Source organism: Peribacillus sp. FW305-BF15 (assembly GCF_058783805.1).
In genome coordinates this window covers 55,004-81,623 of record NZ_JBYSYV010000026.1, presented here as the reverse complement: position 1 = coordinate 81,623, position 26,620 = coordinate 55,004, and the positions used below count along the sequence as shown (strand labels likewise).

The window sequence follows — 26,620 nt, the reverse complement described above, 5'->3', positions numbered from 1 at the left end:
GCCATACAAAAAATCCCCTCCAGATTGACAGTTAAGAACATTTTATCATGTTCTCTTTTTTCTCTGTCTACCTGAAGAGGATAATACCAGATACCTAAAAATTATCTGCTCTTTTTTAATTTATCCTCTATTTGAACTAACATGTGAACAAATGTACTTACACTAAAGGGTGCGTTAGCGCCATAAGAAGGTTGCCAAATGGTGGCCTTAGGATGAGAAAAGTGACAATAGCTGATTAAATCGGTCTTATAATAGGTGAATAAAGAATATAATTAGACTTCAGATAGGGGGAAAATAAAAATGAAACCAGATGAAACAGAAGAGTTTATTTTACTAAATCAGATTGTTGTAACGGAAGAGTTTTTAAATTCCAATCCGAGTGTTGAAAAAACACTACAAGTTTTAAATCATGCTAAACGGACAGGCTGCTTAGATGAACCCATTATGATAAATAGGGATACAAAGATCCTTAGGGACGGTTACAGACGCTATATTGCAGCCCAAAAGGTGGGGATGGAATTAGTCCCCGTTATTTATGAAAAATAAGCTTTTACATAATCAAAAATAGAAAAATAGAAGAAAATAGGTGGTCCTATAAGTTCGTTTAGTTTAAACCAGAACCATCCAGCAATCACTGAACAGCTAAACGTAAACCTACCTGAAAGTAAAACATAGTTTTTAAAGTCAAAAACACTACTTTTTAAAATTTAATGCTGAGAAATGCTCTACAAATAAATTAACTAACTTTAGATTTATAATTACCTATTCGATTCAAATTAGAGAAATAAGATTATTTAAGGAAGTACTTATGTAATATATAATTAGTTTTGTTATTGAAAACATATAAAACAATTATCTGTCTAATAGATATATTATTGGAACTACTTAGAAATATATTTGAATATTCTGAAAACTAGTGGTATAATAGAAAAAAGGTCAAGGAGTTGGTTTCCTATGGAAAAGAATTTGGCTAATACACCACCACAACCTGAAATAAACGTTAAGGATTCTGAATTTGCTGAAATGGTGTTAAACAAAGCCCTTCTTAATTTCCGAAAAGAGCAAATCCGAAAAGAGATTGACCAGTCATTACAGGATTATAACAAAGAAGAATTCCTACGATTAACAGAGGAATTGAAAAACATTTCTTAATATGTTGTTTATAAAATGAACTTAACATATTTGTAACTTTAAGAAGTACGCCAAAACGCCAACCCATATCTATGGATTGGCGTTTATGATTTTTATCGATTAAGCTTGATATTATAAATAAGTTATTATTTGTTCCAAAACTCGTCCTTTATTGAACACATCACTGTTCGATTTGAAAAGGACGTTTTTTATTGCCTTCTCCTTCAGCTTCCAATTCAATAGCAATATTATGAAGGTCCCTAACAGAACGGGCCAAGCGGTCAATTTTAGTAACGACTAATTTATCACCTTTTCTTAATGCTTTTCTTGCATTGTCTAAATCCTGGTGATCTGTTTTCTTTCCACTTTCTTTTTCCATATATATTATTTCGCAATCATATTCTATTAATTGTTCAATTTGGCTTTCAAGCGACTGTCCAACTGTCGATACCCTTGCATATCCAACTTTCATTTGCTCATACCCTTTTTTTACCTAAAGTTATATATCTTCTATACTTTTAATTACAGACTATCTTTTAGACATAAACAAGAACAAAAAGAGGAATATGTAACTTTTGTGCGCGTGTTTTAAGTGATAATTTGCACATCCAACTTTTAACCCCAGCTACCTTCATATGAGAAGTTTAGCTGGGGTTCTTCATTAATTATGTCCAATCACTAAGCTATTTCGTGCAGCCTATACTACTTCGGTGGTAATGGATGTAAGGTGATTGATTTCGAGGATATGTTCAATTTGAGAAATAGACGGTAAAGTTATCGTTTATGACTTTCATGATGGTTGTGAGCGCCTCGTAATCGGAAAAGCCCTCTCGTTTAATGGAGATACCTAATTCACCCCATTTATATTCTAAAATATGGTGCATCTCGTCCTTAATGAGTTTCTGAAATTCAAAAGCAAAACCAATGCGGGAGTAATGCTGGGGATATTTTTTTCAATCCCTGGCATCCCGATGAATATCATAGCTAAGTCATGTTGATCATTGATGTCACGAAGTTGCTCTAAGTGTTGCAGTATCAGTCGATCGATTTCATCCACTATAATTAAGTGAATCCCTTCAAAAGCAAAATGACCTATCGAAGGCTTATTTGGCAGATCTTTCTTTAGTGGTATGAACGATTGTTTTGTAAAAATGGCTCTACTTTAAGTACTCATTGGTGTTAGCTTGATGGGTATGTGTCTGTACCCCTATAAGAGATACATCTTTTTTCGATGGATATTTGATTTATAGTTTGAATAAAAAGTGTTAACGCTTACATTTTTGCAAATTGAAGTTGCAATAAGATGTACTAAACTATTCGAATATTGCGAATTATAATGAAACTATGAAAGGAGTTACTATCATGAAAGAACGGACTCAACGAGTACTTACCAGGTTTTTGACAGTAAATACCTTTTTGACTTGTGAGGATTTAAGTAAAGAGTTCAATATTAGCGAGCGTACTTTTCGAAACGAATTGGTCCTGATTAATAAATATCTGGCAGAAAATAATTATCCATCAATTACGACGACAAGAGGAAAAGGGTTGAAGTTAGACCTAACTGATGTGGATCGCGAAAAGCTCCTGTCCAAAATTGGTAATGACAGAGAAACAGATTATTATCGGCCCAATGAACGTTTTCTTGCCTTACTTTTAGATATTGCCGATACCACAAGAACGACAATGCTCTTTAAAATGGAAGAAAAACTGCAGGTATCGAAAAGTACATTGGATGAGGATATGAGAAGACTTCGTCAGTTTTTAAAGGAATATGGGATTTCTGTAGTGAGTTTAACGAAGCAAGGTATTGTATTAAAAGGCGATGAACGCTCAATACGCACTATGTTATACGATGTGATTAACAGTATGACAGATATTGCTAAACTAATGGAGTACCGAGATATAGATACAGTAAATACTTTTACAGATCAATTTGTTCTTGATTATTTGGATACAAATGCATTAAGGGTCATTGGAGAACATTATGACGAAGTCTTTGAAAAGTCCAGAGTGGAGATTAATCATGTATACCGGAATCAAAGCATTCTTTTTTTAGGTATATGGGTAAGGCGGTTGCAAGAAGGAAATACCCTTAGGGAATTAGCCAAAGTTAGAGCCGAAATAAAAGAAGATCCTGTCAGAAATTTTGTCGATTCCATCTGTATGGAGTTTGGTTTATATCCATCATTAAATGAAATTAAATATACTACTTTTTCAATCGAATCGTTTAATCCAAAAGATATGAATAATTCATTCGATTGGGTTACCGCACAATTATTAACTATTCAATTAATTGAGCATGTAGAAAAAGTAACCAGAATCCCCTTTTCTCAGAGAGAAGAAGATTTGTATGAAGGTTTGTATAGGCATATCACAGGGTTATTAAGCAGGGTGAAGAACGATTTACAGGTATTTAATCCTTTGAAAGACACTATTAAAGAGTCCTATGCCGAGATTTATCAGGCAGTCACTTGCTTTAGTAAGCAAATAGAGGACTACATCAAAAAAAAATTATCAGAAGATGAGATCGGGTTTTTGACCGTTTATTTTTCAACGTCTGCCAGCCAGATTAAGCAGAAAGAACAATATGTTTATCAGGCAGTTGTGCTTTGTAATCATGGGGTTTCAACTGGAAAGCTGTTGGCTGCGAATTTGAAAGAGCATTTCAATATCGAGATTGTTGCAATATTGAGTTCGTATGAATTAGCCTTTATTGACAAGCTGGATGTTGATTTAGTTTTTACGACCATTTCAATTGATTATCCAAGAAAACCTGTATTATTGCTTAATCCAATATTAAGAGAAAGTGACAAGAAGGAAATTAAAGTTTTTTTACTCAAAAATAAGAATAAGAGAAGGATCGTTTCCAATAAGTTAGATGCTACACAGCTAATGCAGGATATTCTGATGTTAATTGTAGAAAGCGGCGGTAAGGTAACAAAGGAAAGCTATCACAAAGTAGAAGATACTTTTAAAGAACATCATTTAAAAATTAATACAAGGGAGATACAGCCGATGTTGCAGGATATTTTGAGGGATTCCAACATCCTACTAAAGCAAGAATGTAAAGATTGGAAAGAGGCAATTACGAAATCTGCCCAGGTATTGTTAACAGAAGAGGTCATTGAAGAACGATATATAAACGCCATGATTAAATCTGTTGAAGAGTATGGGCCTTATATAGTAGTAGGGAAGCATTTAGCATTAGCACACGCAAGGCCGGAAGATGGAGTAAACAAATTAGGCATTAGTGTCATGACGTTAAAGGAACCAATTAATTTTGGAAATCCGGATAATGATCCGGTGAAAATTGTTTTTTGTCTAGCCGCAGTGGATTCTTATTCGCATCTGAATGTGATGAAAAATCTGATTGAGTTAATTAATGATGAAGAGAAATTAGACCTGTTAATTACAGCACAAGATGTAAACATGTTTAATCAAGTTTTATATGGTAGTGAAGTGAGGAAGTAACAGTTTTAAAAGCAATTGATAAGTATATAACCCCAAAATTGAAAAATGAGGAGAGGGCAAAATGAAAAAAGTAAATATCTTATTTGTATGTGGAGCAGGTTTAGGAAGCAGTTTTGCTTGTCAAATGTCGGCAGAGGATGTATTAAGCAAGTTAGGTGTCAACGCCAAGCTAGATCATAGTGATATCTCGTCTGCTGTTTCAGTAAAACCCGATATTATTATTACGGCACAGAATTTCAAATCCCAATTCGAGAAATTTTCAGTTGATCCTAAACAAACGACAATTGTTTATTTGAGAAATATTGTATCTAAGGCAGAGATTGAAGAAAAAATTACCCCGGTATTAAGGGAAAAAGGCGTTTTAGCTTAAAAATAAATAGAGATAGCTAGAGATGGGGTGGGAAAAAATGAGTGTAGTTAACTTTATTATCGAAAATATTTTGACACAGGCATCTGTCACAATCGCGTTGATTGCTATGTTGGGGTTAATTTTGCAAAAGAAATCAACAGGGCAAGTTATTTCTGGTTCTTTAAAGACGATGTTAGGGTTTATGGTATTGTCCGCAGGTTCTAGCATTATTGTTGGTAGTTTAGTCTATTTCGGTCATATTTTTACAGAAGGTTTCCATATGCAAGGGATTATTCCTTCGATTGAAGCTATTAATGGCCAAGCAATGAATGAGTTAGGATTGGGTCGTGATATCGCACTAACTTTCTTAGCTATCTTTGTTTTTAATATTATCATTGCACGGTTCACTAAATGGAAATACATCTTTTTAACTGGTCAGGCAATTCTTTGGATGGCTACTATGACAACAGTATTTGGTTACTTTGCAGGTTTACGTGGTGTTGCATTGATTTTAGTAGGCGGTTTCATTGGGGCCGTATTTGCGGTAGCTATGCCCGCGATTGCACAACCATTTGTTCGTAAGATTACTGGTATGGATGATATTGCTTTAGGACACTTTTGTACGGTTGGGTATGTGTTTGAAGCAGGTGTAGCGAAACTAGTTGGGGGAAAAGGCGAAAAGAAAAAATCTGTTGAAGATTTGAAATTACCAGCTCAATTTGAATTCTTACAAGATACCTATCTATCTTTGATGGTGGTAATGACTCCTCTTTATATTATTACAGCAGCGTTTGCAGGTGAAAAGTTCGCTTCTACATTATCAGGAGATACCAATTATTTAATGTTTGCGTTCTTACAATCTATCCAATTCGTAGTTGGAGTGTATGTATTATTAGCAGGAGTTCGCTTATTACTAGGTGAAATTGTTCCGGCATTTAGAGGGATTGCCATGCGGTTGGTCCCAAATGCAATTCCTGCATTAGATTGTCCAGTCCTATTTCCATTTAGCCCTAATGCAGTCATTGTAGGGTTTATCACAACTACTATAGGTTCGATTATTGCAATGTTTGTATTACCTGTCTTCGGGTTGGCGATGATCTTACCAGGTATGCTTACAGCTTTCTTCGCGGGGGGTACCGCCGGTATATTTGGTAACTTAACAGGTGGTATTCGTGGAGCAATTATTGGTGGTGTTGTACATGGTTTCTTCATTACATTATTACCAGCACTATTAGTAACAACATTCAATTCTATGGGGTTTGTCAATGCAACAGCAACAGATGTTGATACAGTAACAGCTGCTTTGCTATATGCATGGCTCATTGGTCCACTTTTAAAAGCTTTCTAGGATGTAGGTAGAGAAAAGGAGGCACAAGTAATGTTTGGATTTGGAAAGAAAAAACCTAAAGAACCGAAAAAAGAAACAACCGAAGAGGTATTGTTAACAGTTGAACGAAAAGAAGAGTTATTACGTACCATTTCCTTTAAAAAAGAAGAAGTAAATCAAGTAGCTGGAGAAAAACAAGCAAAAATTTATGAGGAGATTGGCTTAGCATTTAATGAACTTGGTGAAGAAGATCATGCTATTGATTCTTTAGAAAAAAGTATTCAGGCAAAAAAGTCATTAGGTAATGGTTACAAAACTTTATTAAAACTTTATAACAAGAAGCGTGCAGAAGCAGCAAAAGTGAATAATGAAGAATTATTACAGATATATCTAAAGAAAATGGATCAAATGATGCAAGTTTCTAAAGAGGTTACTCGTGGTGTTCGATAAGGAAGAAAATAAAAGATTAGTATAAAGGGAGAGTAATTGATCATGTATACAACATTAAAAGAAGTAACACGTAGGGCTGAAGAATTGAATTATACAGTTGGTTCATTTAATGCACATAATTTAGAGATGTTACCTGATATGATCCGTGCAGCAAAAGAGCAAGGAGCACCAATTATTATTCAAACAAGTATAGATACTGCGAAATACATTGGTCATGAAAATATTGTTGCTGTATGTAAAACGATGGCCACAAATGAAATGGTAGATGTGGTATTGCATTTAGACCATGCAAGGGATTTTGATGATATTAAAGAGGCAATCCATAAAGGATATACATCAGTGATGTTTGATGGTTCTCATTTACCATTCAAAGAGAACATTATGAAAACAAGAGCAGTAGTAGAATATGCACACAAATATGGTGTTTCAGTAGAGGGCGAACTAGGGACTATTGGCGGTACTGAAGAAGGGATTCATGTAGATGAGAATGATAAGGTTTATACTGACCCAAAAGATGCAGAAGAGTTTGTTAAAGCAACAGGGGTAGATGCTTTGGCCATTGCCATTGGTACTAATCATGGTCAATATAAATCTAAAACAGAAGTAAATCTACCACTATTAAAAGAAATCAACGCTGTAGTAGATGTACCTTTAGTTATTCATGGGGGTACAGGTGTTAATGAAATGGATGTACATGAATTAATTAATAACGGGATTCGTAAATTTAATGTAGGTACTGAGTTGTTAGTAACATGGACGAAAACAGCGAAAGAAACATTCGGAGAAACAAAAGTAACGAAATCATTACGACATAATATTATTCCATGTAATCAGGCAGTAAAAGAAATTGTCAAACATAAAATTGGAATCTTCATGAATAAAGAAGACCGAACCCTCCAAGTAAAATAATGACATAAAAAGTTCATTAGTCTTTTCATAAGGGTTGGAGAAGATGTGGCTAATAAAGAGAGTACTAGGAATTCCTTGTACTCTTTCTTTATTCGTTAGATATGAGGTGGTAAGATGGATAAAGTCTTAATCTTATTAGCAGGTTTACCTGGAACAGGAAAAACCTACTTAAGTAATATCCTCAATAGTAAATTAGGGTCATTTTATAATCTTTCTCAGGATGACTTGAAAGAATATTATTGTGATATGTATGGTTATCGTAATCTAGAAGAAAAGCAGAAGATAGAAAAGTTAGCATGGGCGAAGTACTTTGAAATAATGGAACAGCAAATGCAAGTAGGTAGCAATATTATGTCTGATTATCCTTTTAGTCAAAAACAAAAGCCTCATATTCAGCAATTAGTAGAAAGATATAGTTATGAGGTTGTTACTATTCGGTTAATTGCAGATTTAGATGTATTGTTTGAACGACAAAAAAAGCGAGATTTGGATCCGACAAGGCATTTGAGTCATATCGTAACTTCCTACAAAAAAGGGGATCAGTTAGCTGATAGAAGTATTGCAGATAACTTATTGAACTATGAGGAATTTATAAAAAGATGTACAACGAGAGGATATGACACGTTTAAATTAGGAACTTTATATGAAGTGGATGTATCAGATTTTACAAAAGTGAATTATTCTATGTTGTTGGAAGATATAAGACTGGGGTACATTAAAGTGTACATTTCTGGAACTAGCAAAGAATTTTAAAATCCAAAACTTAGGGGATTTTTAATCTCATTAATATTATTCATCTCTTTGAGCATATAACCCCTTGGTGCAGAATTTAAGGGCTTGAAGGATACGATTTTACTGTAGAGAATGTCCTGACAAAGTAAGAGAATTATCGAATTTCTTCAATTATAAAATAAAAGAGTTTTTTAAAGATGGAGGAATAAAAATGGTTGAAAAAATATATTCATAATTAGCGATTCTGGAATTCATGCAAGACCTGCGACCTTATTAGTTAATATGGTTAAGCCATTTTCTTCAGATGTGATCCTTGAGTATAAAGGAAAACAGGTAGACTTAAAATCAATTTTGGGTGTAATCTCGCTAGGAATCCCGCAGGGAGAAACAATTAAATAATTGTTCAAGGCGATGATGCAGAAGAAGCGCTGTCTAATATTGATGAAATGATGAAAACAGAAGGCCTAGGTGTATAAAATCAGTTTCAAATTCGATAATCTAATTCTCCCCTGAATGGAAAATGCGAATAATAAATTTAGCTAAATCAAAGGCATTCCTTTAATAAAAATATTTCTCTGGAGCAAATCGTAAATGGGTTTGCTCTTATTTAATTGAGCGATACAAAGTGGCACCCGGATACAAATTCTTATACGTATGATGCAGTGAATCAGCTTTCCTCTATTAACCGGAAGACCATTACACATGATAAAAATGGGAATTTAACCAATGATGGAAAGCGGATATTAGTGTATGATGCGGAAGACCGGTTAGTAGAGGTCAAAGAAGGAACGACTACGGTTGCCAAATATCAGTATAATTCAGAAGGACTACGCATTAGCAAAACAACAGGATCTACAACTGTTAATTATACGTATGATGAGAATGCCGATGTTGTACTCGAAACAGATCAAAGTGGAGCAGTTCTTGCATCATATGTTTACGACAACCGGAACCGTCCACTAACGATGACGAAGTCCGGAAAAACCTATACATTCCATGCAAATGCACATGGAGATATTACTTCAGTAACAGATGCTGCAGGAACAGTAGTGGCATGTTTTGAATACGATGCATGGGGCAACCAGCTAAAGGAATCCGGTAATTTTACCTCACAGGTACCATTCCGTTATGCAGGATATCGATATGATTCTGAAACGAAGCTTTATTATAATTCTGAAATTGGAAGGTTTTTAACATTAGACCCCCAACTGGGAGAAAAAGAGAATCCAATTACTCAAAATAGTTATTCTTACGCAGATAATAATCCAGTTATGTTGGTTGATCCTGATGGGGAAAGGGCATATGGGATGACATTAGTTTTAACTGGAAATAAAAGACACATGTACGCCCATAAAAAAGGAATAAAAGCATTAAAAAAATCATATACGAGTGATGGTTATAGTGAGTTTGTTGAAAGAGCTTCTGGTGGCGCATATGAGGCGACTAACGCTTACAGGAAGAATAAAAAGTCTGTAAAGAAAGCCAGAGGTAGGGTATTGAAGAAGAGTAAGCCAAGTAGATTAGCTTTCAAAGTAGCAAGAAGAGGAATCCTAGGACCTGCCGCCTGGGTTGGCGATATTTATACATATGGTCGTGCTTACTATAAAGGAGCTAAAAGTTATAAAAAAAGAAAGCGATAAGGTGGTTTAATTGTCTAATATAGTGATTGGTGCAGTATTTATAATAATAACTATGGTTAAAACAATTAGAAATAAAGAATATATATGGTTAATATGCTTATTACCAGTGGTGTGTTTAATAGTTTTTTCCCTTACAGATATTCTAGACTTCATACCTAAATTGTTAAAGATGATTTCTTCTTATATTCTTTTCATACTGACTATCATTTATTGTGTTTTTTATAGTATGAGAAATCAAGTTGATTGAACTTTAGTTATAATCAGTTGTTTTATATTTATTACTAAAAATTATAGATAAATGTTTAGGTCTAGGTCTTAACTAATAGAAAAAGTAAATTTGTTAAAGTTTATAATTGGAAACCGTATAATTCTTTTGTGAAAGCAATGGGGTTTTACGTTTTTATTATCAGTAGAGGGAAAGGGAAAGAATCTATTTCACGACTACGTTCCTGTAATCTATGTGACAATATATAATCTTTAGAACCTTGGAAACAATATTGTTCATAAGTTGCTAGCATAACTTTGTCTACATCGGTTGAGCGTGACTGCTCCGGAGTATCAGCGGATAACATAAGTATCATTTTGTAATTCATTTGGAAAACTCCTCTTCTATTTAAATGAGAACACAAAAATAGCCACCTCCGATTGTTACCGGAAGTGACTATTCTTCTTGTTTATGCATATGAGCTTCAACCTAATATACCGCTTCTTTAAATGGCGGCCTCGTTTTATCGTTTGCTATGAGCATGATAAAACTAAAGACTTCTTCATCCGGAACGATTAAATCTTAGCCGTTCAAATCTAAGAAGGTGAATACTGCTAAATAAGAAGTTCGTTTATTACCATCTTTAAAACAATGACCACGTTTTATCAATTTAGCACATGGAAATTATTTGTAAATAATATTATGTTTCTGATGTATGAAAAAAGGATAAAAAATTCAATTATTATTAACTGAAAATTCCTAATTTGCACAAAAATAAGTGTATAATATTATAAAACAGTTATCTAAGTTTGTAGTTACTATTTCTTAATAAGGAGGCGATACTCTTAAACATGTAAATTTAAAATATTAGTAGGGAGCAGAAAAGGAGAAATTTATTAGTCTAGAAAGGAATTTAATCAGCTACAGTAGCCAATGCGGGTTTAGATATTGCGTTAATTAACTTATACATATTTTAATTGAATACAACACGAAATGACTCGCTAAATGGCTGAACAAACCCTGTTGAAAGCGGTTTAATTTTATAACGTTGAACAAACCACATCGTTAAAAATATTCTTTATAAAATTTGATAAGGTCCCCCAGCAAGTAACACTACATAAATTTGACCTTCCGAAACTAGTGCTGCAATAGGCGAGCGAATCCCAATAAAATAAACCTTGAACGACTTGGTGGGATATATACAAAAAAATCATACTGGAGGTTTTAGGATGAAAAAGAAAAAAGCATTATCCGGCCTGATGGCTGTGAGTTTACTAACAGTAATACCGTGGAGTTCTGGACATGCTGAGAAACCTCAATGGACAAATGTGAATACATATGAGGAACAGGACGGAAGCAAGTTTAATAGCGAAAACTATGACTTTGTGAAATTTTCACAAATTGGTTCCAAATTAAAAGAGATTGAAAAACTTTCAAACCGTGTGAAAGTTGAAGTCCGTGGAACATCAGCTGATGGAAACCCACTCTATGTTGTCACGATTGCCGACCCAACAACACAAGGAAAGTTCGGAAAAGTGAAGGCACTTAGAAAGCAAATGTTTAAGAATCCAGGCAAAGCTCAAGAATGGGTTGCCAATAATCCTGACTTTAAAGTTCCAATCATGATTAATGGTTCTATTCATGGGACTGAATTTGTCGGAAGCGATGCAATCCTTCAATTAATTGAACGTTTTGCTACCCAAAATGATGCAACAACCAAAGACGTTTTAGAGAATAATATTCTTATTTTCAATGTCGTACAAAACCCTGATGGACGTATTGATGCCACCCGCTTTAATGGCGAAGGAATTGACATAAATCGTGACTTTATCACCCAATCGCAGCCAGAAACGAAAGAGATGGTTGAGCTCATTAAAGAATGGAACCCGATGGTGTTCCTTGATACTCATGGTTATGTGAAGAATTATCAGCCAAATCTGCAGGGGTTAATTGAGCCTTGTACGCCACCGCATAATCCTAATTATGAGTATGACTTATACGGAAAATGGGCCTATAAACAGGCAGAAGCGATGGAAGCGGAAATAATGAAGGATCATGAGAACTATTCAGGATCCTTGTATCAAAACATGAAAGGTACCTATATTCCGCTGCGCGATGACTCCGCTGGCTGGGATGATTACCCACCAATTTTCACACCAATGTATGCGATGTATCATGGTGCTTACGGTCATACATTAGAAGCTCCAACAAATGATTGGGACGGCGTACGATGGATGTATAATTCGATTATGGGAGCACTGAAATTTGCAACAGCCAACAAGCAATCCATGATTACTGATCAAATTGAAGTTTTTAAAAGAGGAATTAACTTTGACCATCCTTTTCATAAGGAAGGGTTATTTCCAAAAGCCTACATACTTCCACTAGACCCTAAGGATCCGACTGTTACGAATAAGGCTGTAAATCATTTGATCAATAATGATATTGAAGTTGTTCAAGCTGTGAGTGCATTTGAAGCGGATGGAGTGTTATATCCAAAAGGAACTTATCTCGTTGAGATGGACCAGGCGAAAGCCGGATTAGCAAACACGATGCTCTGGGATGGGGAAGACATCACGAACGATACCCCAGCAATGTACGACATTTCCGCATGGAGCTTACCGGAGCTTTGGGGATTCGAGGCAGTAGCCACGCAAAATCCTATTAAAGTCAATGCAACGAAAGTAAACCAGATTACAGGTCAAGGAAAGGTTTCAGGAAAAGGACCGTTTATGATTCCGAACAGCTCTGTCCAATCGGTAAATTTAGTAAATAGATTGCTTAAGCAAGGAATACCTATTGTACGTGATGCACAAGGTAACTTCTTTGCAAAAACAGTAGCTAATCAGGTATCAGCAGCGGTGAAAGAATCTGGGTTACAGGTTGGAACTGCTGATGTACCAGCAGATGCAGTGGCTATTACGTCTGTAAAAGTGGCTATATTAAAGGATGGAGGTATGGGTAAACAGAAATCACACGCAGGAACAAAGCTTGCTTTGAAAAGACTAGGTTTTGATGTGACAGAAGTAACGCCAGTCGAAGTGGCTAAAAATCCCCTTAACGGTTTTGATATTTTTGTCTATAGTGGAACGGAAAGTCTCATTTCTACTAACCTTTCCGAAGCTAATAAAGAATTTGGATTACAGAACGCCGGGCAACTTAATGCATTTAAAGACAATGTGACAAGCTTCTTAAATGAAGGGGGCAAATATATAGCTGTAGGTGCTGGTGCATCTAGAGCAACTAAAACACTCGGTCTTACAGACGACATCATTAATGTAGGAGGTTCCAACAGTAATGGTATCGTAAAAGTCGATTATGAGGGAACTGGTTTAACAGCAGGTTATGGAGAAAATGATATCGGATTTGTCTATCGTCCAACATGGTTCACGGATACTGGTAATGATGAAATTGTCGCGACCCTTGCAGATTCAGATAATTTCTTCGTAGCTGGTCACTGGCAAAATAACATAACCGCCAAGGGCCAAGCCGTAATCGTAAAAGAACAGAATAAAGATGTAACTCTTATTGGGTTAGAAGCAGGTTTCCGCGACCACCCGGATTACTTGTTCCGTCTTCTATCTAATGCAATTTTCGAAAAATAGTAGAATTAGCCAAAGCCGGATTCAGCAATGAATTCGGCTTTGGTAATTTAAAAAATGCTGAACGCTTGCTCTGAACTCATTACTTTTAAATCATCTGTTTCAAAAACCCTGAAGGACAATAAGTAGTTTTTTAGCCGATTAAAAATGGTGACTACTCTTATAATTCACAAGCTGGATATGGATTAACTAACCAGGAATTATTATAGATGAAGATAAATGATATGATTAGCGAACAAAATTATTAACTTGCAAAGGGGGCTGTCGTTCTCCTTTTATGTTTTAAACGACGTATCGGCCCTAGGAGGTTTGTACGGGTGAGTACACCTAGATAATTTCAAAGGAGTGGGAGATGTAAACAATTTATCTTTGCGTAAAATATCTATATTCTTTATTTAACAAGGTAAAAGGAATTCAATAAAGGACATAAAATAATAATAATCGATCAGGTAATACTGCTTAACTTCCTGATTCATTATTTATTTAAGTAGTCTTAGATATGATACGGGGACCTCATTAAATAAACACTCATTTTAAATCTCTGAAACGGTATAGTATCAGTAGTTAATACCGGTGATTAAATAATGATAAAAAACCTGTAGTTTTTTGTCTAGTTGTAGAAGAAGAAGTATTAAGCTGGATAGCTGTTTCCGACATACTCGACCCATTCCAGGGTCGATTATGTCTTTTTTCGCTTTGTCTAAGCGAACTTTATAGGCTATGAGGTCTGATACTTATAGACTGACAACTTTACTTGAAATTGATGTAGCCCGGTGGTGAATTTATATTCATTTTGCTTGAGCTAAGTTATGTTTCCCCTAAAATATTAATAATTTTTTTATCTGGAGGCACAGTAGCGGGAGTTTTTTAATCCCTCTTTTTGAAATCAATATATAAATAGGAAGAAATACGTCTTGATTACCGTAAACAGTGGTATATGCTGTTAAAAAGTTTGTTTGAAAAGTAAGTAATATAGCAATTTTTCCTTATTGGAAAAAATAACTTCATTGTTAAATTATTGTTATTACCTTATAATTTTCTAGAAACATATGAAATGATATGAATAGGAGAAAAGTATGAAAAAACTGTGGACCATTTTAGTTTCATTTACGTTGTTAATTAGCTTATTCCCGCATTTAGCATCGGCGGCACCAAGCAAGAATTTTGAGAAAGAACTTACAAAGTATTTAAAAGAGGTAAGCCTTGTCAGGGGTTTTGAAGTGACGAAGGATGATATTGAAACATCTCTTTCTTTTTACGATGAAAGTATTGAGAACTTTGAATCTATTGGTGATCTAAAAGAAGCCTTGGGCGAAGTTATTAAGGCTGATTTGAGTAATTTAGATGCCATTTATGAAGATTATAATCTAACTAATGAGAGCCTAATCAATCTATTACAAGAAAATGGCGAAGAAATAGACGATTATATCTTTATCTGGGACCTCGATGAAACTGTTTATTTCTATACAGAAGAGACAGAAGAGGGCGATTTTGAACGCGATCCGAACTTTGACAAAGAATTAGTCAATTATTTAGCCAAGGTTAGCAAGGAAAGAGGCTTCCAAGTAACACTAGAAGATATCGAAGCGTCATTGAAACCCTATGATTTTAGCACGGAAGAATTTGAATCTGTCGAAGAGCTTAGCGAATTCCTGGGTGACGTCATAAAGGCTGATCTAAGCAACTTAGATTATTTTAATGAGAATTATGGATTGGATAAACAAGCCTTGCTTCAAATGTTGGAAGAAAATGGTGAAAATATTAACGATTATATATACATAGATAATCTTGAAGAAACTGTTTGGAACCTTACTGGCGGCGAGATGGATGGCGAAGTTGCCGAAGAGCTTCTTCCTATTTTCGAGCAGGAACTCGGTCTAACGGAAGAGGAACTACAGCGGCTTGAAGACCACTTGATGTCTTTGGAAGACCATCTTTCCAACCCGGAAACAGTCAAGCAACTTGAAGAATTGGGCAACCGCATGATGGCTTTCGAGGAATTTGATGTAGCAACCGAGCTTACAGCTGAACAGATAGCTGAAATGGCCTCAATCTATGAAGAATTACTTTCCATCTTTAAGCTTAATGTTTCCTATTCCCTTGTGAAAAGTGGCTCGGAATCACCTGTATCCCTTTTGGATTTAATGAAATTGGAAGAATTGAAGGGTGCTAACCTGAAAATATCAATATATAATACTGACGGGAAGTTCTTGGCTGATCTGTTAATAACAGGTGATATGGTCGATTCTGATACTCTTACTAATGCAGGCGGACAAATAAAGGAATCTGCTAAAGAGGTACAAAAGACCATTGAAAAGGCACCAGTTGCTAAACCAGTAAAACAAAAGATCAGTGCCCATACTAATTCAGAACATCAAACCGTAAAAGGTGCTAAACTGCCAAATACCGCTTCCGGTTATTTGCCTAGTGCCCTTTTAGGACTATTTCTTGTCTTGTTCGGAAGCTTGATGTATCGAAAAATCAGGAAAGCTTAATATGAAAAAATTAAAGAAAAAGCGGTTACTGCTGCTTTCTTGTACAATTGCCATCATTTTATTTGGGGTTTGGTTTTCCACATCCAATCTGTATAAGTTTGCAAAAGGCTACTTTCTTTACAAGACTCATGCTCCAAGTAGCCAAGTGAATGAAACTGTACAGAAACCACCAAGTGATAAACCAACAATTGATAAAACACCAAGTAATGACACAACAAAGAAAGAGTTATATCCTGTCCGCCCTAAAACGGGTGAAGAAATCGGGGAGCTTTATATACCCAAACTAAAAACAAAACTCCCTATTTTCCATGGCACAAATGAGGATGAATTGGAAAAAGGCGTTGGTCACTTTGCAGGAAGTGTGTTACCTGGTGAAAATGACAATTCTGTACTTTCCGGTCATAGAGATACCGTATTCCGTAAACTCGGGCAAGTGGGCGAAGGAGATTTGTTGATAGTAAGAACATCGGCAGGAGAGTTCACATACAAAGTCAACAAAGTTCGAATTGTGGATAAGGATGATCGAACCGTAATCGTACCAAAGCCACGGGCAACGCTAACCGTCAGTACCTGTTACCCTTTTGATTATATTGGGTCAGCACCTGAACGCTATATCCTTGTCGCGTATTTAACTTCAAAAACAGTAAGTTAATCAAATGTACTAAAAAAAGCGTCCCAATAAGGAAACCTATTGGGACGCTTTTGATTTTATTTCTTTTTAGAAAGAAAAGCGAAGATGATATCACTTCTCCTCCACTTTTATACAATTAGAAAAAACACCTTTCACGGTGTTTTTTCATGGCCAATTTATTTATATTGTTAAACTATTCTTATTGCTCGATGTGCCAGATGAAGCGGATTTTAATATTTTATGATGGTAAATATAAGAGCCGGCTATCAATATATACCCGATAATGAAAATCAGCCATCCACTGGCAGGGTCGCCCACTGAAATGCTTGAATACATAGCCCCCGTCAAATCAAATACAAAACCGGCATAAGCCCATTCCTTGATTCTTGGAAAGCCTGGAATAAGTATTGCCACGACACCTAATAATTTGGCAATCCCAATAAAGGGTAGGAGGTAAGTAGGATAACCTAAATGATTGAATAAAGCGACTGCATCGGGAACAGACATTATATCCGGAATAGAACCCAAAACCATTAGTGCCACTAAAAGTCCTGTGAAAATCCAATATATAATTTTTGTTTTTTTCATTTATTCACATTCCCTCCCTTAGATTGACATTTTAATCATATTCCACTTTTCTTTTTTTAATGCATTCTAAAAAAATAATCTTAAACAGTTGTGGACAATCCTTTAGGAATCGCGCTTGACTGAAGGATAACTTGAAGAAAAGCGAGTTTGCCTGCAGTTATTTCTTGAAAAATATTCATTTGATTTCAGAAATCTACTCCCTTTCCAATGCCAATAGCAGTGGTACTTCTTATTCTCCGTTGAAGAATGAAAGAAATTATATTCCTCCTTAGGTTTTAGACGGATATAGAGAACGGAGGAACTGTGTATGGAGCCAAACTAAAAGAAAGATCTCTCATTATGATGAAAGAAAGTTATTTCCAATGATGGACTACAAAAAAATGTTTTATCTAGAACCTAACTCATTTAACACATTATCCTTGCATAGATATGGGGACGAAAAAAAACAAGAAAGGTATTACTCTAGGTAGAGAAAGACCTCTCTTGTTATGTTAGGAAAGATATTCAGACATCTATCATATCTATACTCTGAAATAGATTAGCTTGTAGTGACATTTAAAAAATGTTCGATCACAATTGAAACAGCTCCTAATGCAGGTGCATTTCTTCCTAATGAAGAGGGCAATAGTTCACACATACTTTCCAAATGAGAATTTAGCCTAGAAGAAACCTCATTCTTAATGGTATTTAACACAATCGGGTGAGATTCGATAATGTTATTTCTCAAAATAATAGCCTGTGCGTCAAATGTATTGAGAATATTTGTTAAGCCAATACTGACGTAGAAGCCAAAGTTCTGGAGTGCATTTAAGACGGCTACATCATTTTTATTTGCACGTTCAACAATTTCTTTTCGTAACATATTCTTTTCGCCAGAAAAAGAATCCAGTAATGCTTTTTCTGATGCATATAATTCCCAGCATCCTCGGTTACCGCAGCTGCATTTGGGACCGTTAAAATCTATCGTCATATGACCCATTTCTCCAGAAAAACCATTTACTCCTTTATATAATTCATTATTAATAATAATTCCGACTCCAATTCCAACGTTAATACTGATGTAAATGATGTTTTCATAGTTTTTAGTAACCCCAAACACTTTTTCACCGCATGCGCCTGCATTAGCCTCATTTTCAACAAAAACAGGTACATTGAACTCGCTTTCAATTAAGAGTTGCAAATCTTCAATATACCATTCCAAGTTGGGCATGAAAATAATTTTTTGATTGCTATCCACAAGACCTGGTACACAAATACCTATTCCCACCAAACCGTAAGGAGAGTCGGGCATATGAATGATAAAATCATGTATAAGTGCAAACAGAATTTCTTTCACTTCACCAGCTGAAGGGCTAGACAAGTCAGAAGCCTTCTCAAGGATAATATTGCCTTCTAAATCGGTTAGAATTCCATTAAGGTAATCAACACCTATATCGATACCTATTGAATAGCCTGCATTTTTATTAAAAACGAGCATCACAGGTCTTCTGCCACCACTAGATTGTCCTGCTCCAATTTCAAAAATAATATTTTTTTCAATTAACTCATTTACTTGGGAAGAAACAGTGGATTTATTTAACCCAGTTATCTCAGAAAGGGCTGCCCTTGAGATAGGTGAGTTTTTTAAAATTTCATTTAAAATCAACTTTTGATTCATTTTCTTTACTAATGCTTGATCTGCTATCGGAATGATAATCGCTCCTTTGTTTAACCATTGAACTAAGTGTTTTTTGTTTTTAATTAAAATTTAGTATAGACATAGTATATTTCTTATTATAACGTTAATTTTCTAAAAAAACATTGAAATAACTAATTATTTTGTATATCATGAACTAAAGTTAGTTTATTGACTCAACAAACTTTCTCGATTGGTATTTCTGAAGAAAATTTTTCACTTTAATTAAAGGGGGAAGTAACACATGATTCAAACTGATACTAATAAAATTAATTATTTTGAAAGCGTAAACAAAATCTCGTATGAGGGAAAGGATTCTAAAAATCCTTTAGCTTTTAAATACTATAACCCAGAAGAAGTAGTAGGCGGTAAAACAATGAAGGAACAACTACGTTTCTCAGTTGCTTACTGGCATACATTTACAGCTGATGGGACAGATCCTTTTGGTGCAGCTACTATGCAAAGATCATGGAATAAATATGATGGAATGGACTTAGCAAAAGCTAGAGTAGAGGCAGCTTTTCAACTTTTCGAAAAATTAGGGGTTCCTTTCTTTGCGTTTCATGACCGAGACATCGCACCTGAAGGAAACACATTGAAAGAAACAAATGAAAATCTTGATGTAATCGTTAGCATGATTAAAGAATATATGAAAACAAGTAACGTAAAGTTATTGTGGAATACAGCTAATATGTTTACAAATCCCCGCTTCGTTCACGGTGCAGCAACTACTTGTAATGCAGATGTATTTGCTTATGCAGCAGCCCAAGTAAAGAAAGGACTCGAAACGGCAAAAGAGTTAGGAGCAGAAAACTATGTGTTCTGGGGCGGCCGTGAAGGCTATGAAACACTGCTCAATACAAATTTAAAGTTAGAGTTAGATAACTTGGCTAGATTTATGCATATGGCTGTAGATTATGCTAAGGAAATTGGATTTAAAGGTCAATTCTTAATTGAGCCAAAACCTAAGGAGCCGACAACGCACCAGTATGACACCGATGCAGCTACGACCATTTCGTTCCTAAGACAATACGGATTAGATAACCATTTTAAATTAAACCTTGAAGCTAACCATGCAACTTTAGCTGGGCATACTTTTGAACATGAATTACGCGTAGCCAGGGTTCAAGGCTTCTTGGGATCAGTGGATGCAAACCAAGGTGATCCTCTTTTAGGATGGGATACCGATGAGTTCCCAACAGATCTATATTCTACAACTTTAGCAATGTATGAGATCCTACAAAATGGAGGCTTAGGTAGTGGAGGGTTAAATTTTGATGCTAAAGTGCGCAGAGGTTCCTTTGAACAAGAAGATTTAGTATATGCCCATGTGGCTGGGATGGATGCGTTCGCTAGAGGTTTAAAAGTGGCTCATAAATTATTGGAAGATCGTGTTTTTGAAAACATCATTGATGAACGCTACAGCAGTTTCAAAAAAGGAATTGGTCTTGAGATTGTTGAAGGAAGAGCCAACTTCCAAACACTAGAGCAGTATGCATTGAATAATCCGAACATTACGAATAATTCAGGAAGACAGGAACGATTAAAAGCCACCTTAAATCAATATATTTTAGAAGTTTAATGGATAAAAGAGAGTAGAAACAAATTCTGCTCTCTTTTATAAAAGTGGAGGAATCAAGATGAAATATATTATAGGAATTGATTTAGGAACGAGCGCTGTCAAAACTGTTTTAGTTAATACAAAAGGTGAGTTTTGTGCAGAAGCTTCTAAAAATTACCCTCTTCTGCATGAAAAAACGGGATATAGTGAACAAAATCCAGAGGAGTGGATTCAGCAGACTGCTAGTGCTTTAAATGAGCTAATCTCCAAATCCGATGTAAGACCAGAAGATATAGAAGGAATAAGTTATTCTGGACAAATGCACGGTCTCGTACTGTTGGATAAGAATCATAATCTCTTACGTCATGCTATTTTATGGAATGATACAAGGACGACAGCACAGTGTCATCAGCTATATGAAATGATTGGAGAGAAACGTCTTTTAGAAATAACAAAAAATCATGCTTTGGAAGGATTTACACTACCTAAGCTGCTATGGGTTAAAGAGCATGAACCGGAGATATTTGATCAAGCAGCTGTATTTATGCTGCCTAAAGACTATTTACGCTTCAAAATGACTGGCTTAATTCATAGTGAATATTCAGATGCTGCCGGTACATTATTGTTGAACGTGGGTGAGAAAAAATGGAGCGAAGAGCTTTGTCAATTAGTGGGCATTGATATCAGCATTTGCCCATCGCTGGTGGAATCCAGTGAATGTGTCGGAACAATTAATGAAGAATTCTCTCAAAAAACAGGGCTAACATTATCGACTAAGGTATTTGCGGGTGGAGCTGATAATGCTTGTGGAGCAATTGGAGCTGGTATTCTATCATCGGGAGAAACGTTATGCAGCATCGGGACATCTGGTGTCGTACTTTCTTATGAGGATCGAAATGATAGGGACTTTGCTGGGAAAGTGCATTATTTCAATCATGGAAAAGAAAATGCTTTTTATACGATGGGAGTTACATTATCTGCTGGCCACAGTTTAAGTTGGTTTAGAGATAATTTTGCTGAAAATGAGTCATTTGAAGAACTACTCGCTGATATAAACAATGTTCCAATTGGTTCAAATGGGCTTCTATTTACTCCATACTTAGTTGGGGAACGAACACCACATGCAGATGCTACTATACGTGGAAGCTTTATAGGAATGGATGCTTCTCATAAAAAGAGGGATTTTACAAGGGCAGTCATTGAAGGAATTACCTTCTCATTAAATGAAGCAATAGAAATTTTTCGAGAAAATGGAAAAGAAATTACGTCTATTGTATCAATTGGCGGGGGTGCAAAAAACGATAGTTGGCTTCAGATTCAAGCAGACGTTTTTAACACAAAAATTATAAAACTATCTACTGAGCAAGGACCGGCGCTAGGGGCAGCCATGTTAGCCGCTTATGGTTGTGGGTGGTACAACTCGTTAGAAGAATGCGCAGATTCATTCATATCTTCTTCAAAGACATATCAACCTAAATTTGAAAATGTTCCAGTGTATAAACAACTTTATGCTTTATATAAAGAGGTATACTACCAAACAAAAGACTTAAGCAAAAAGCTGAATCAATTTAGCAGAAAGTAACTGGTTGCATTTGAATCATGCATCCCTTTCTTCGAAAAGGAGATTAATATGAAAATAGAAGAGGGAATTTTCGGTGAAATAAATAGAGAATTGGTAAAGTCTTATACAATCATGAACAATCAAAACATAAAAGTAACCTGTATTGATTATGGATGTACGATTACTAGAATTGATGTACCAGACAAAGAAGGGAATATAGAAAATATCGTGTTAGGATTTGATTCTGCAGAAGAATATTTACATTATTCCCCTTATTTTGGTGCAGTAATCGGTCGAGTGGCAGGGAGAGTTAATCCACCAAGCGTTAAAATGGAAGGGTTTACATACCTCCTCGCTGAGAATGAAGGGAGAACTCATTTACACGGTGGACCTGACGGATTCCATAACGTAATCTGGAAATCCTCTACTAGTGAGAATGTAGATGAGGCTAGTGTGACATTTACTTATATGAGTCCTGATGGAGAAGCTGGTTATCCTGGAAATCTTGAGGTAAGCGTCGTTTACACTCTCACTGATAATAATGATCTTATAATAACCTATCATGGTATTTCAGATAAAAATACGTTATTAAATTTAACCAATCATACTTACTTTAATCTGAGTGGCAATTTAAAAGAAGATATCTTACAGCATGAATTAACTATGAAAAGTGATAAGTTTTTAGAGCTTGATCAGTCCTTACTGCCTACAGGCAATTTAATAGACGTTGAACATACACCTTTTGATTTTAGAGCGGGAAAGCGAATTATTGAAGGAGTAAAATCCAAACATCAACAAAATGAAATAGTTGGAAATGGGTATGACCATCCATTCTTATTAAGTGAAAATCATCAAAAAGAAATTTGTTTGGTTAATCCTTCTAACGGAAGGAAAATGATAGTGGAAACAGATGAGCCATATGTTGTTTTATATACGGGAAATATGTTAAAAGATACTTTTCTAATTAGAGGAATTCCTTGTCAAAAACACCTTGGCTTATGTCTCGAAACTCAACATCCGCCAAATGCCATTCATAATCAGCAATTACCTTCCATTTTATTAGAAAAAAATAAAGAGTATCATTCTAAAACTCGTTTTACGTTTACCGTCGAGTAAAAACCTTTGGTATTCAATGGTCAAAAGTTGTTTTAGTGAAATGAAAATCTACAATGGAAGGGAGGATAAAAGCAGTTAGTAGAATGGGTGAGGGAAGAGAGGTCCTTCTTGTTCATTAATTATGAAAGCGCAACCAAAAGTATGCGCTTTAATATTAAATAGACTTCATTCATAACTGTTTTTAGTAAAACATGAATCAAAAACGGAACTCATTATATATCTTTTCGATTACATTAGTCGCCGCAATTGGAGGATTACTGTTTGGATATGATACAGCTGTAATTTCTGGAGCAGAAGAATCTTTAAAGGTTTATTTAATCGATAGCTTAGGATTAGGCCCTTTGGCACATGGCGTCACCGTATCAAGTGCTTTAATAGGATGTATTATCGGAGGATTAATTTCCGGCTATTTTGGATCAAGACTAGGACGTAAAAAATCACTTATACTTGCAGCGATTCTTTTTATAGTATCAGCATTAGGTGCTTCTTATCCTGAATTTTTATTTTTTACAAAAGGTGAACCAACACTTTCTTTATTACTAGCTTTTAACTTTTATCGAATTATAGGGGGGATTGGTGTTGGATTAGCGTCTGCCATTTGTCCAATCTATATAGGAGAAATTGCTCCGGCTGATATTCGCGGCAGATTGGTATCATTTAATCAGTTTATGATTATTTTTGGTATGTTAGTCGTTTACTTTGTAAACTGGGGTATTGCAAATGGTGAAACATTAGAATGGATAAATGATGTAGGATGGAGATATATGTTTGCTTCAGGAGCGATACCAGCTTTAATCTTTGCTGTACTTTTGTTATTAGTTCCAGAAACACCTCGCTATTTGGCAATACAGAATCAAGATCAAAAAGCTTTAGCTATACTTACAAGAATCAATGGATCTTCAGAAGCGAAAGCGATTTTGATTGATATTAAAAAAACGACCACTATCAATATTTCTTCCGAAAAATTATTCGCTTATGGAAAACTAGTTATTATTGTAGGTGTACTGCTTTCTGTATTTCAACAATTTGTAGGTATAAATGTAGCCTTATACTACGCACCGCGTATCTTTGAAAGCATGGGAGCAGCTAAAGATTCTTCTATGCTGCAAACCATTATTATGGGATTAGTAAATGTTATCTTTACAGTTATCGCGATTTTAACAGTTGATCGATGGGGAAGAAAACCATTATTGATAGTTGGTTCTATTGGAATGGCAATTGGTATGTTTGGTGTAGCAAGCATGGCCTTTTCTAATATAATTGGAATAGGGACGCTTGTATTTATCATTATTTATACAGCTTCATTTATGATGTCGTGGGGTCCGATCTGCTGGGTGCTAATTTCAGAGATTTTTCCTAATAAAATTCGAGGTCGGGCTGTAGCTATTGCTGTAGCTGCCCAATGGGCGGCTAACTATTTTATTTCTTCTACATATCCTATGATGATGGAATATAGCGGGGGACTAACATACGGTTTCTATGGTTCAATGAGCGTGCTTTCTGCCCTATTTGTTTGGAAAATGGTTCCTGAAACCAAAGGCAAGACTCTTGAACAGATGGAGAAAATATGGAGAAGAAATGTTAAAAGTTCCGAAGATAGTCAAATTATTTAATTAGTAAAATTCACATAAACTGGACACAAAATATAATATAAAAGGATTCTTATGGTTGGATAGTAAGTATTGTTATTTCAGGGGTTTTATTGGAGCATGGACAGGTGGACAACAACAAAGAGCAAATTTTCATTCAGAAAAAACAAAAAGTCGAATCTTTAGGACGAAAATAGCATTAATCCAGGTCTCATAGCTGTAATTCCGTTTGGGTATTCTGGATTAAAATACTTTGTAAAATAGTACTTTGCTCTTCAACTAATGGATTCTCTTACTTTAATAAGGAAGGTTGCTGAGGCAGCCTTTTCCTTATGGTACTCATGGGTACAGCACGAATTCACGAGTAAATAGGCTAAAATCACGAGTAAAACAGCAAAACTCACGAGTAAACAGAGCGAAATCATGGGTACAGCACGAATTCACGAGTAAACGTGCTGAATTCACGAGTAAATAAGCTGAACTCACGAGTAAATAAGCCGAATTCACGAGTAAAACAGAAAAACTCACGAGTATACAGCAAAACTCACGTGTGAACAGCCAAAAATCATGAGTAAACGGTGCGAAATCACAAGTACAGCACGAACTCGCGAGTAAATAGGCCGAATTCACGAGTAAATGGCCGTAACTTACGAGTAAACGGACCAAACTCACGCGTAAACGGCTCGAATTAATGGGAAACCGTATAAAATCCCGAGTACAGTACAAGCAAGATGTATATCGTAAGGGGGCACTTGTAAGTACAACTTTATCTTAAAAAGTTAATTGTCTTAAAAGAATTGATTATAATGACGCAGAACCCGACACAGGATATCGTGATGAGGGAATACATTAACTTTAAGTCTTTCAATATAATGATTCCCGCAATTACTATGAGAGAATCAATGATAAAAATAATAATTCCAGGATTGGTTGCTGTGGTTTTAGATATTAATAGTGCTAGTAAATCCACTCCACCTGGGCTAATATGTTGTCTCAGCATAAAACCGACACCAATCCCAATCGTCATTCCACCGATAATGGCACTTGTTATGATCGGCAGATGAACCAAACCGTTTAGTGGTGTTAGCCAATCAATAATGGTTGAAGTGAATGCTAACCCAAGGATGGCATTAAAGAAATATGATTTATCGTATAGAAGAGATAGAAGGTAAATGGGAATATTGATCATGAGCATGGTATGTCCTACCTGGATTCCCCAAACATATTTGATTAATAAACTTATGCCAAATATCCCGCCATTTATTAGATGAATGGGGATAATAAATAAGTTAAGACCTACTCCAATGCAAAAACTTGAAAAAAGCAGCGTAACAAACTTTTTCATAAAAAAATTCCCCTTGTCCAAATCATTATCTTAAAATATATGAGAGAAATCTAAATATATACTTAGCTGATTGGAAATTACGATTGCTATTTGTTCTTCATAAGATATTTTTAATTCACATGGGAGTAAGCTAATCAAAATAAAGGCCTTCTCGTTGAAGCCATGATGTAATTTGGGCAAAAAAAAGAGACACTCATAAAAAGTGCCTCTTTTTTTGCATTTATATGTTTTCATGGGGAAAGT

Annotated in this window: 22 protein-coding genes and 2 pseudogenes; 17 read left to right on the top strand and 7 right to left on the bottom strand. The window is 35.4% G+C overall.

The annotated features are described in order from the left end of the window. The first annotated feature begins 300 nt into the window (after positions 1–300). The gene (locus tag AC3WLU_RS22320; RefSeq protein WP_057276244.1) at positions 301–546 is read left to right on the top strand and encodes a ParB N-terminal domain-containing protein; all 246 of its coding nucleotides are present in this window, start codon (positions 301–303) and stop codon (positions 544–546) included. A gap of 408 nt (positions 547–954) precedes the next feature. Beyond that, positions 955–1,152, top strand: coding sequence for an IDEAL domain-containing protein (locus tag AC3WLU_RS22315; protein ID WP_369316535.1), 198 nt, complete (start codon positions 955–957; stop codon positions 1,150–1,152). 160 nt (positions 1,153–1,312) lie between these two features. On the opposite strand, the gene AC3WLU_RS22310 is transcribed toward AC3WLU_RS22315, so the two are convergent. Both AC3WLU_RS22310 and AC3WLU_RS22305 read right to left on the bottom strand, forming a co-directional pair. Beyond that, on the bottom strand, positions 1,313–1,603 hold the full coding sequence (locus AC3WLU_RS22310) for a recombinase family protein (RefSeq protein WP_492597958.1): 291 nt from the start codon (positions 1,601–1,603) through the stop codon (positions 1,313–1,315). A 225-nt stretch (positions 1,604–1,828) separates the two neighbouring features. Then, positions 1,829–2,212: pseudogene (locus tag AC3WLU_RS22305) on the bottom strand (AAA family ATPase); the annotation flags it as partial. A gap of 281 nt (positions 2,213–2,493) precedes the next feature. Between AC3WLU_RS22305 and AC3WLU_RS22300 the strand changes: the two are divergent. The 8 genes and pseudogenes from AC3WLU_RS22300 (at position 2,494) to AC3WLU_RS22265 (ending at position 10,009) form a co-directional block, all read left to right on the top strand. After that, on the top strand, positions 2,494–4,602 hold the full coding sequence (locus AC3WLU_RS22300) for a BglG family transcription antiterminator (RefSeq protein ID WP_492597957.1): 2,109 nt from the start codon (positions 2,494–2,496) through the stop codon (positions 4,600–4,602). A 61-nt stretch (positions 4,603–4,663) separates the two neighbouring features. Next, the gene (locus tag AC3WLU_RS22295) at positions 4,664–4,972 is read left to right on the top strand and encodes a PTS sugar transporter subunit IIB (protein WP_057276240.1); all 309 of its coding nucleotides are present in this window, start codon (positions 4,664–4,666) and stop codon (positions 4,970–4,972) included. Positions 4,973–5,009: 37 nt separating this feature from the next. Further along, positions 5,010–6,299, top strand: a complete 1,290-nt coding sequence (locus AC3WLU_RS22290; RefSeq protein ID WP_057276239.1) for a PTS sugar transporter subunit IIC — start codon at positions 5,010–5,012, stop codon at positions 6,297–6,299. A gap of 30 nt (positions 6,300–6,329) precedes the next feature. Further along, positions 6,330–6,728: a hypothetical protein gene (locus AC3WLU_RS22285; protein WP_057276238.1), complete on the top strand. Its 399-nt coding sequence runs from the start codon at positions 6,330–6,332 to the stop codon at positions 6,726–6,728. Between the two features lie 42 nt (positions 6,729–6,770). Beyond that, positions 6,771–7,637 carry a class II fructose-bisphosphate aldolase gene (locus tag AC3WLU_RS22280; protein ID WP_057276237.1) on the top strand — a complete coding sequence of 289 codons (867 nt, stop codon included), beginning with the start codon at positions 6,771–6,773 and terminating at the stop codon, positions 7,635–7,637. A gap of 114 nt (positions 7,638–7,751) precedes the next feature. Then, positions 7,752–8,390 (top strand): P-loop nucleotide/nucleoside kinase family protein, encoded by a 639-nt coding sequence (locus AC3WLU_RS22275; RefSeq protein WP_492597956.1) that lies wholly within the window; start codon positions 7,752–7,754, stop codon positions 8,388–8,390. Between the two features lie 204 nt (positions 8,391–8,594). Then, positions 8,595–8,845: pseudogene (locus AC3WLU_RS22270) on the top strand (phosphocarrier protein HPr). A gap of 270 nt (positions 8,846–9,115) precedes the next feature. Then, positions 9,116–10,009 carry an RHS repeat domain-containing protein gene (locus tag AC3WLU_RS22265; RefSeq protein WP_492597955.1) on the top strand — a complete coding sequence of 298 codons (894 nt, stop codon included), beginning with the start codon at positions 9,116–9,118 and terminating at the stop codon, positions 10,007–10,009. A gap of 392 nt (positions 10,010–10,401) precedes the next feature. Here the strand turns inward: AC3WLU_RS22265 and AC3WLU_RS22260 are convergent, their stop codons facing one another. After that, positions 10,402–10,602 carry a hypothetical protein gene (locus tag AC3WLU_RS22260; RefSeq protein ID WP_057276234.1) on the bottom strand — a complete coding sequence of 67 codons (201 nt, stop codon included), beginning with the start codon at positions 10,600–10,602 and terminating at the stop codon, positions 10,402–10,404. Between the two features lie 194 nt (positions 10,603–10,796). Continuing rightward, entirely contained in the window at positions 10,797–10,883 is an 87-nt protein-coding gene (locus AC3WLU_RS22255; RefSeq protein ID WP_141242743.1) for a Fic family protein, read from the bottom strand. 560 nt (positions 10,884–11,443) lie between these two features. On the opposite strand from AC3WLU_RS22255, the gene AC3WLU_RS22250 reads away from it, so the two are divergent. The 3 genes from AC3WLU_RS22250 (at position 11,444) to srtD (ending at position 16,963) form a co-directional block, all read left to right on the top strand. Continuing rightward, positions 11,444–13,819: a M14 family zinc carboxypeptidase gene (locus AC3WLU_RS22250; RefSeq protein ID WP_492597954.1), complete on the top strand. Its 2,376-nt coding sequence runs from the start codon at positions 11,444–11,446 to the stop codon at positions 13,817–13,819. 1,073 nt (positions 13,820–14,892) lie between these two features. Next, complete coding sequence (locus AC3WLU_RS22245) at positions 14,893–16,311, top strand: processed acidic surface protein (RefSeq protein ID WP_492597953.1); 1,419 nt, start codon at positions 14,893–14,895, stop codon at positions 16,309–16,311. A gap of 1 nt (position 16,312) precedes the next feature. Next, positions 16,313–16,963, top strand: a complete 651-nt coding sequence (gene srtD / locus AC3WLU_RS22240; protein WP_430190948.1) for a class D sortase, LPxTATN-specific — start codon at positions 16,313–16,315, stop codon at positions 16,961–16,963. 159 nt (positions 16,964–17,122) lie between these two features. On the opposite strand, the gene AC3WLU_RS22235 is transcribed toward srtD, so the two are convergent. Both AC3WLU_RS22235 and xylR read right to left on the bottom strand, forming a co-directional pair. After that, positions 17,123–17,530 (bottom strand): DoxX family protein, encoded by a 408-nt coding sequence (locus AC3WLU_RS22235; RefSeq protein ID WP_048687048.1) that lies wholly within the window; start codon positions 17,528–17,530, stop codon positions 17,123–17,125. A gap of 538 nt (positions 17,531–18,068) precedes the next feature. Further along, positions 18,069–19,220, bottom strand: a complete 1,152-nt coding sequence (xylR, locus tag AC3WLU_RS22230) for a transcriptional repressor XylR (RefSeq protein ID WP_492597960.1) — start codon at positions 19,218–19,220, stop codon at positions 18,069–18,071. A 229-nt stretch (positions 19,221–19,449) separates the two neighbouring features. Here xylR and xylA point away from each other — a divergent pair, with 229 nt between their 5' ends. The 4 genes from xylA (at position 19,450) to xylE (ending at position 25,056) form a co-directional block, all read left to right on the top strand. After that, positions 19,450–20,787: a xylose isomerase gene (gene xylA / locus AC3WLU_RS22225; RefSeq protein WP_427681209.1), complete on the top strand. Its 1,338-nt coding sequence runs from the start codon at positions 19,450–19,452 to the stop codon at positions 20,785–20,787. 58 nt (positions 20,788–20,845) lie between these two features. Further along, positions 20,846–22,348 (top strand): xylulokinase, encoded by a 1,503-nt coding sequence (gene xylB / locus AC3WLU_RS22220; RefSeq protein WP_492597952.1) that lies wholly within the window; start codon positions 20,846–20,848, stop codon positions 22,346–22,348. A gap of 48 nt (positions 22,349–22,396) precedes the next feature. Beyond that, positions 22,397–23,443 (top strand): aldose epimerase family protein, encoded by a 1,047-nt coding sequence (locus tag AC3WLU_RS22215; protein WP_492597951.1) that lies wholly within the window; start codon positions 22,397–22,399, stop codon positions 23,441–23,443. A 191-nt stretch (positions 23,444–23,634) separates the two neighbouring features. After that, positions 23,635–25,056 (top strand): D-xylose transporter XylE, encoded by a 1,422-nt coding sequence (xylE, locus tag AC3WLU_RS22210; protein ID WP_492597950.1) that lies wholly within the window; start codon positions 23,635–23,637, stop codon positions 25,054–25,056. Positions 25,057–25,798: 742 nt separating this feature from the next. Here the strand turns inward: xylE and AC3WLU_RS22205 are convergent. Then, positions 25,799–26,377 (bottom strand): YitT family protein, encoded by a 579-nt coding sequence (locus AC3WLU_RS22205; RefSeq protein WP_413001991.1) that lies wholly within the window; start codon positions 26,375–26,377, stop codon positions 25,799–25,801. Positions 26,378–26,620: the final 243 nt, after the last annotated feature.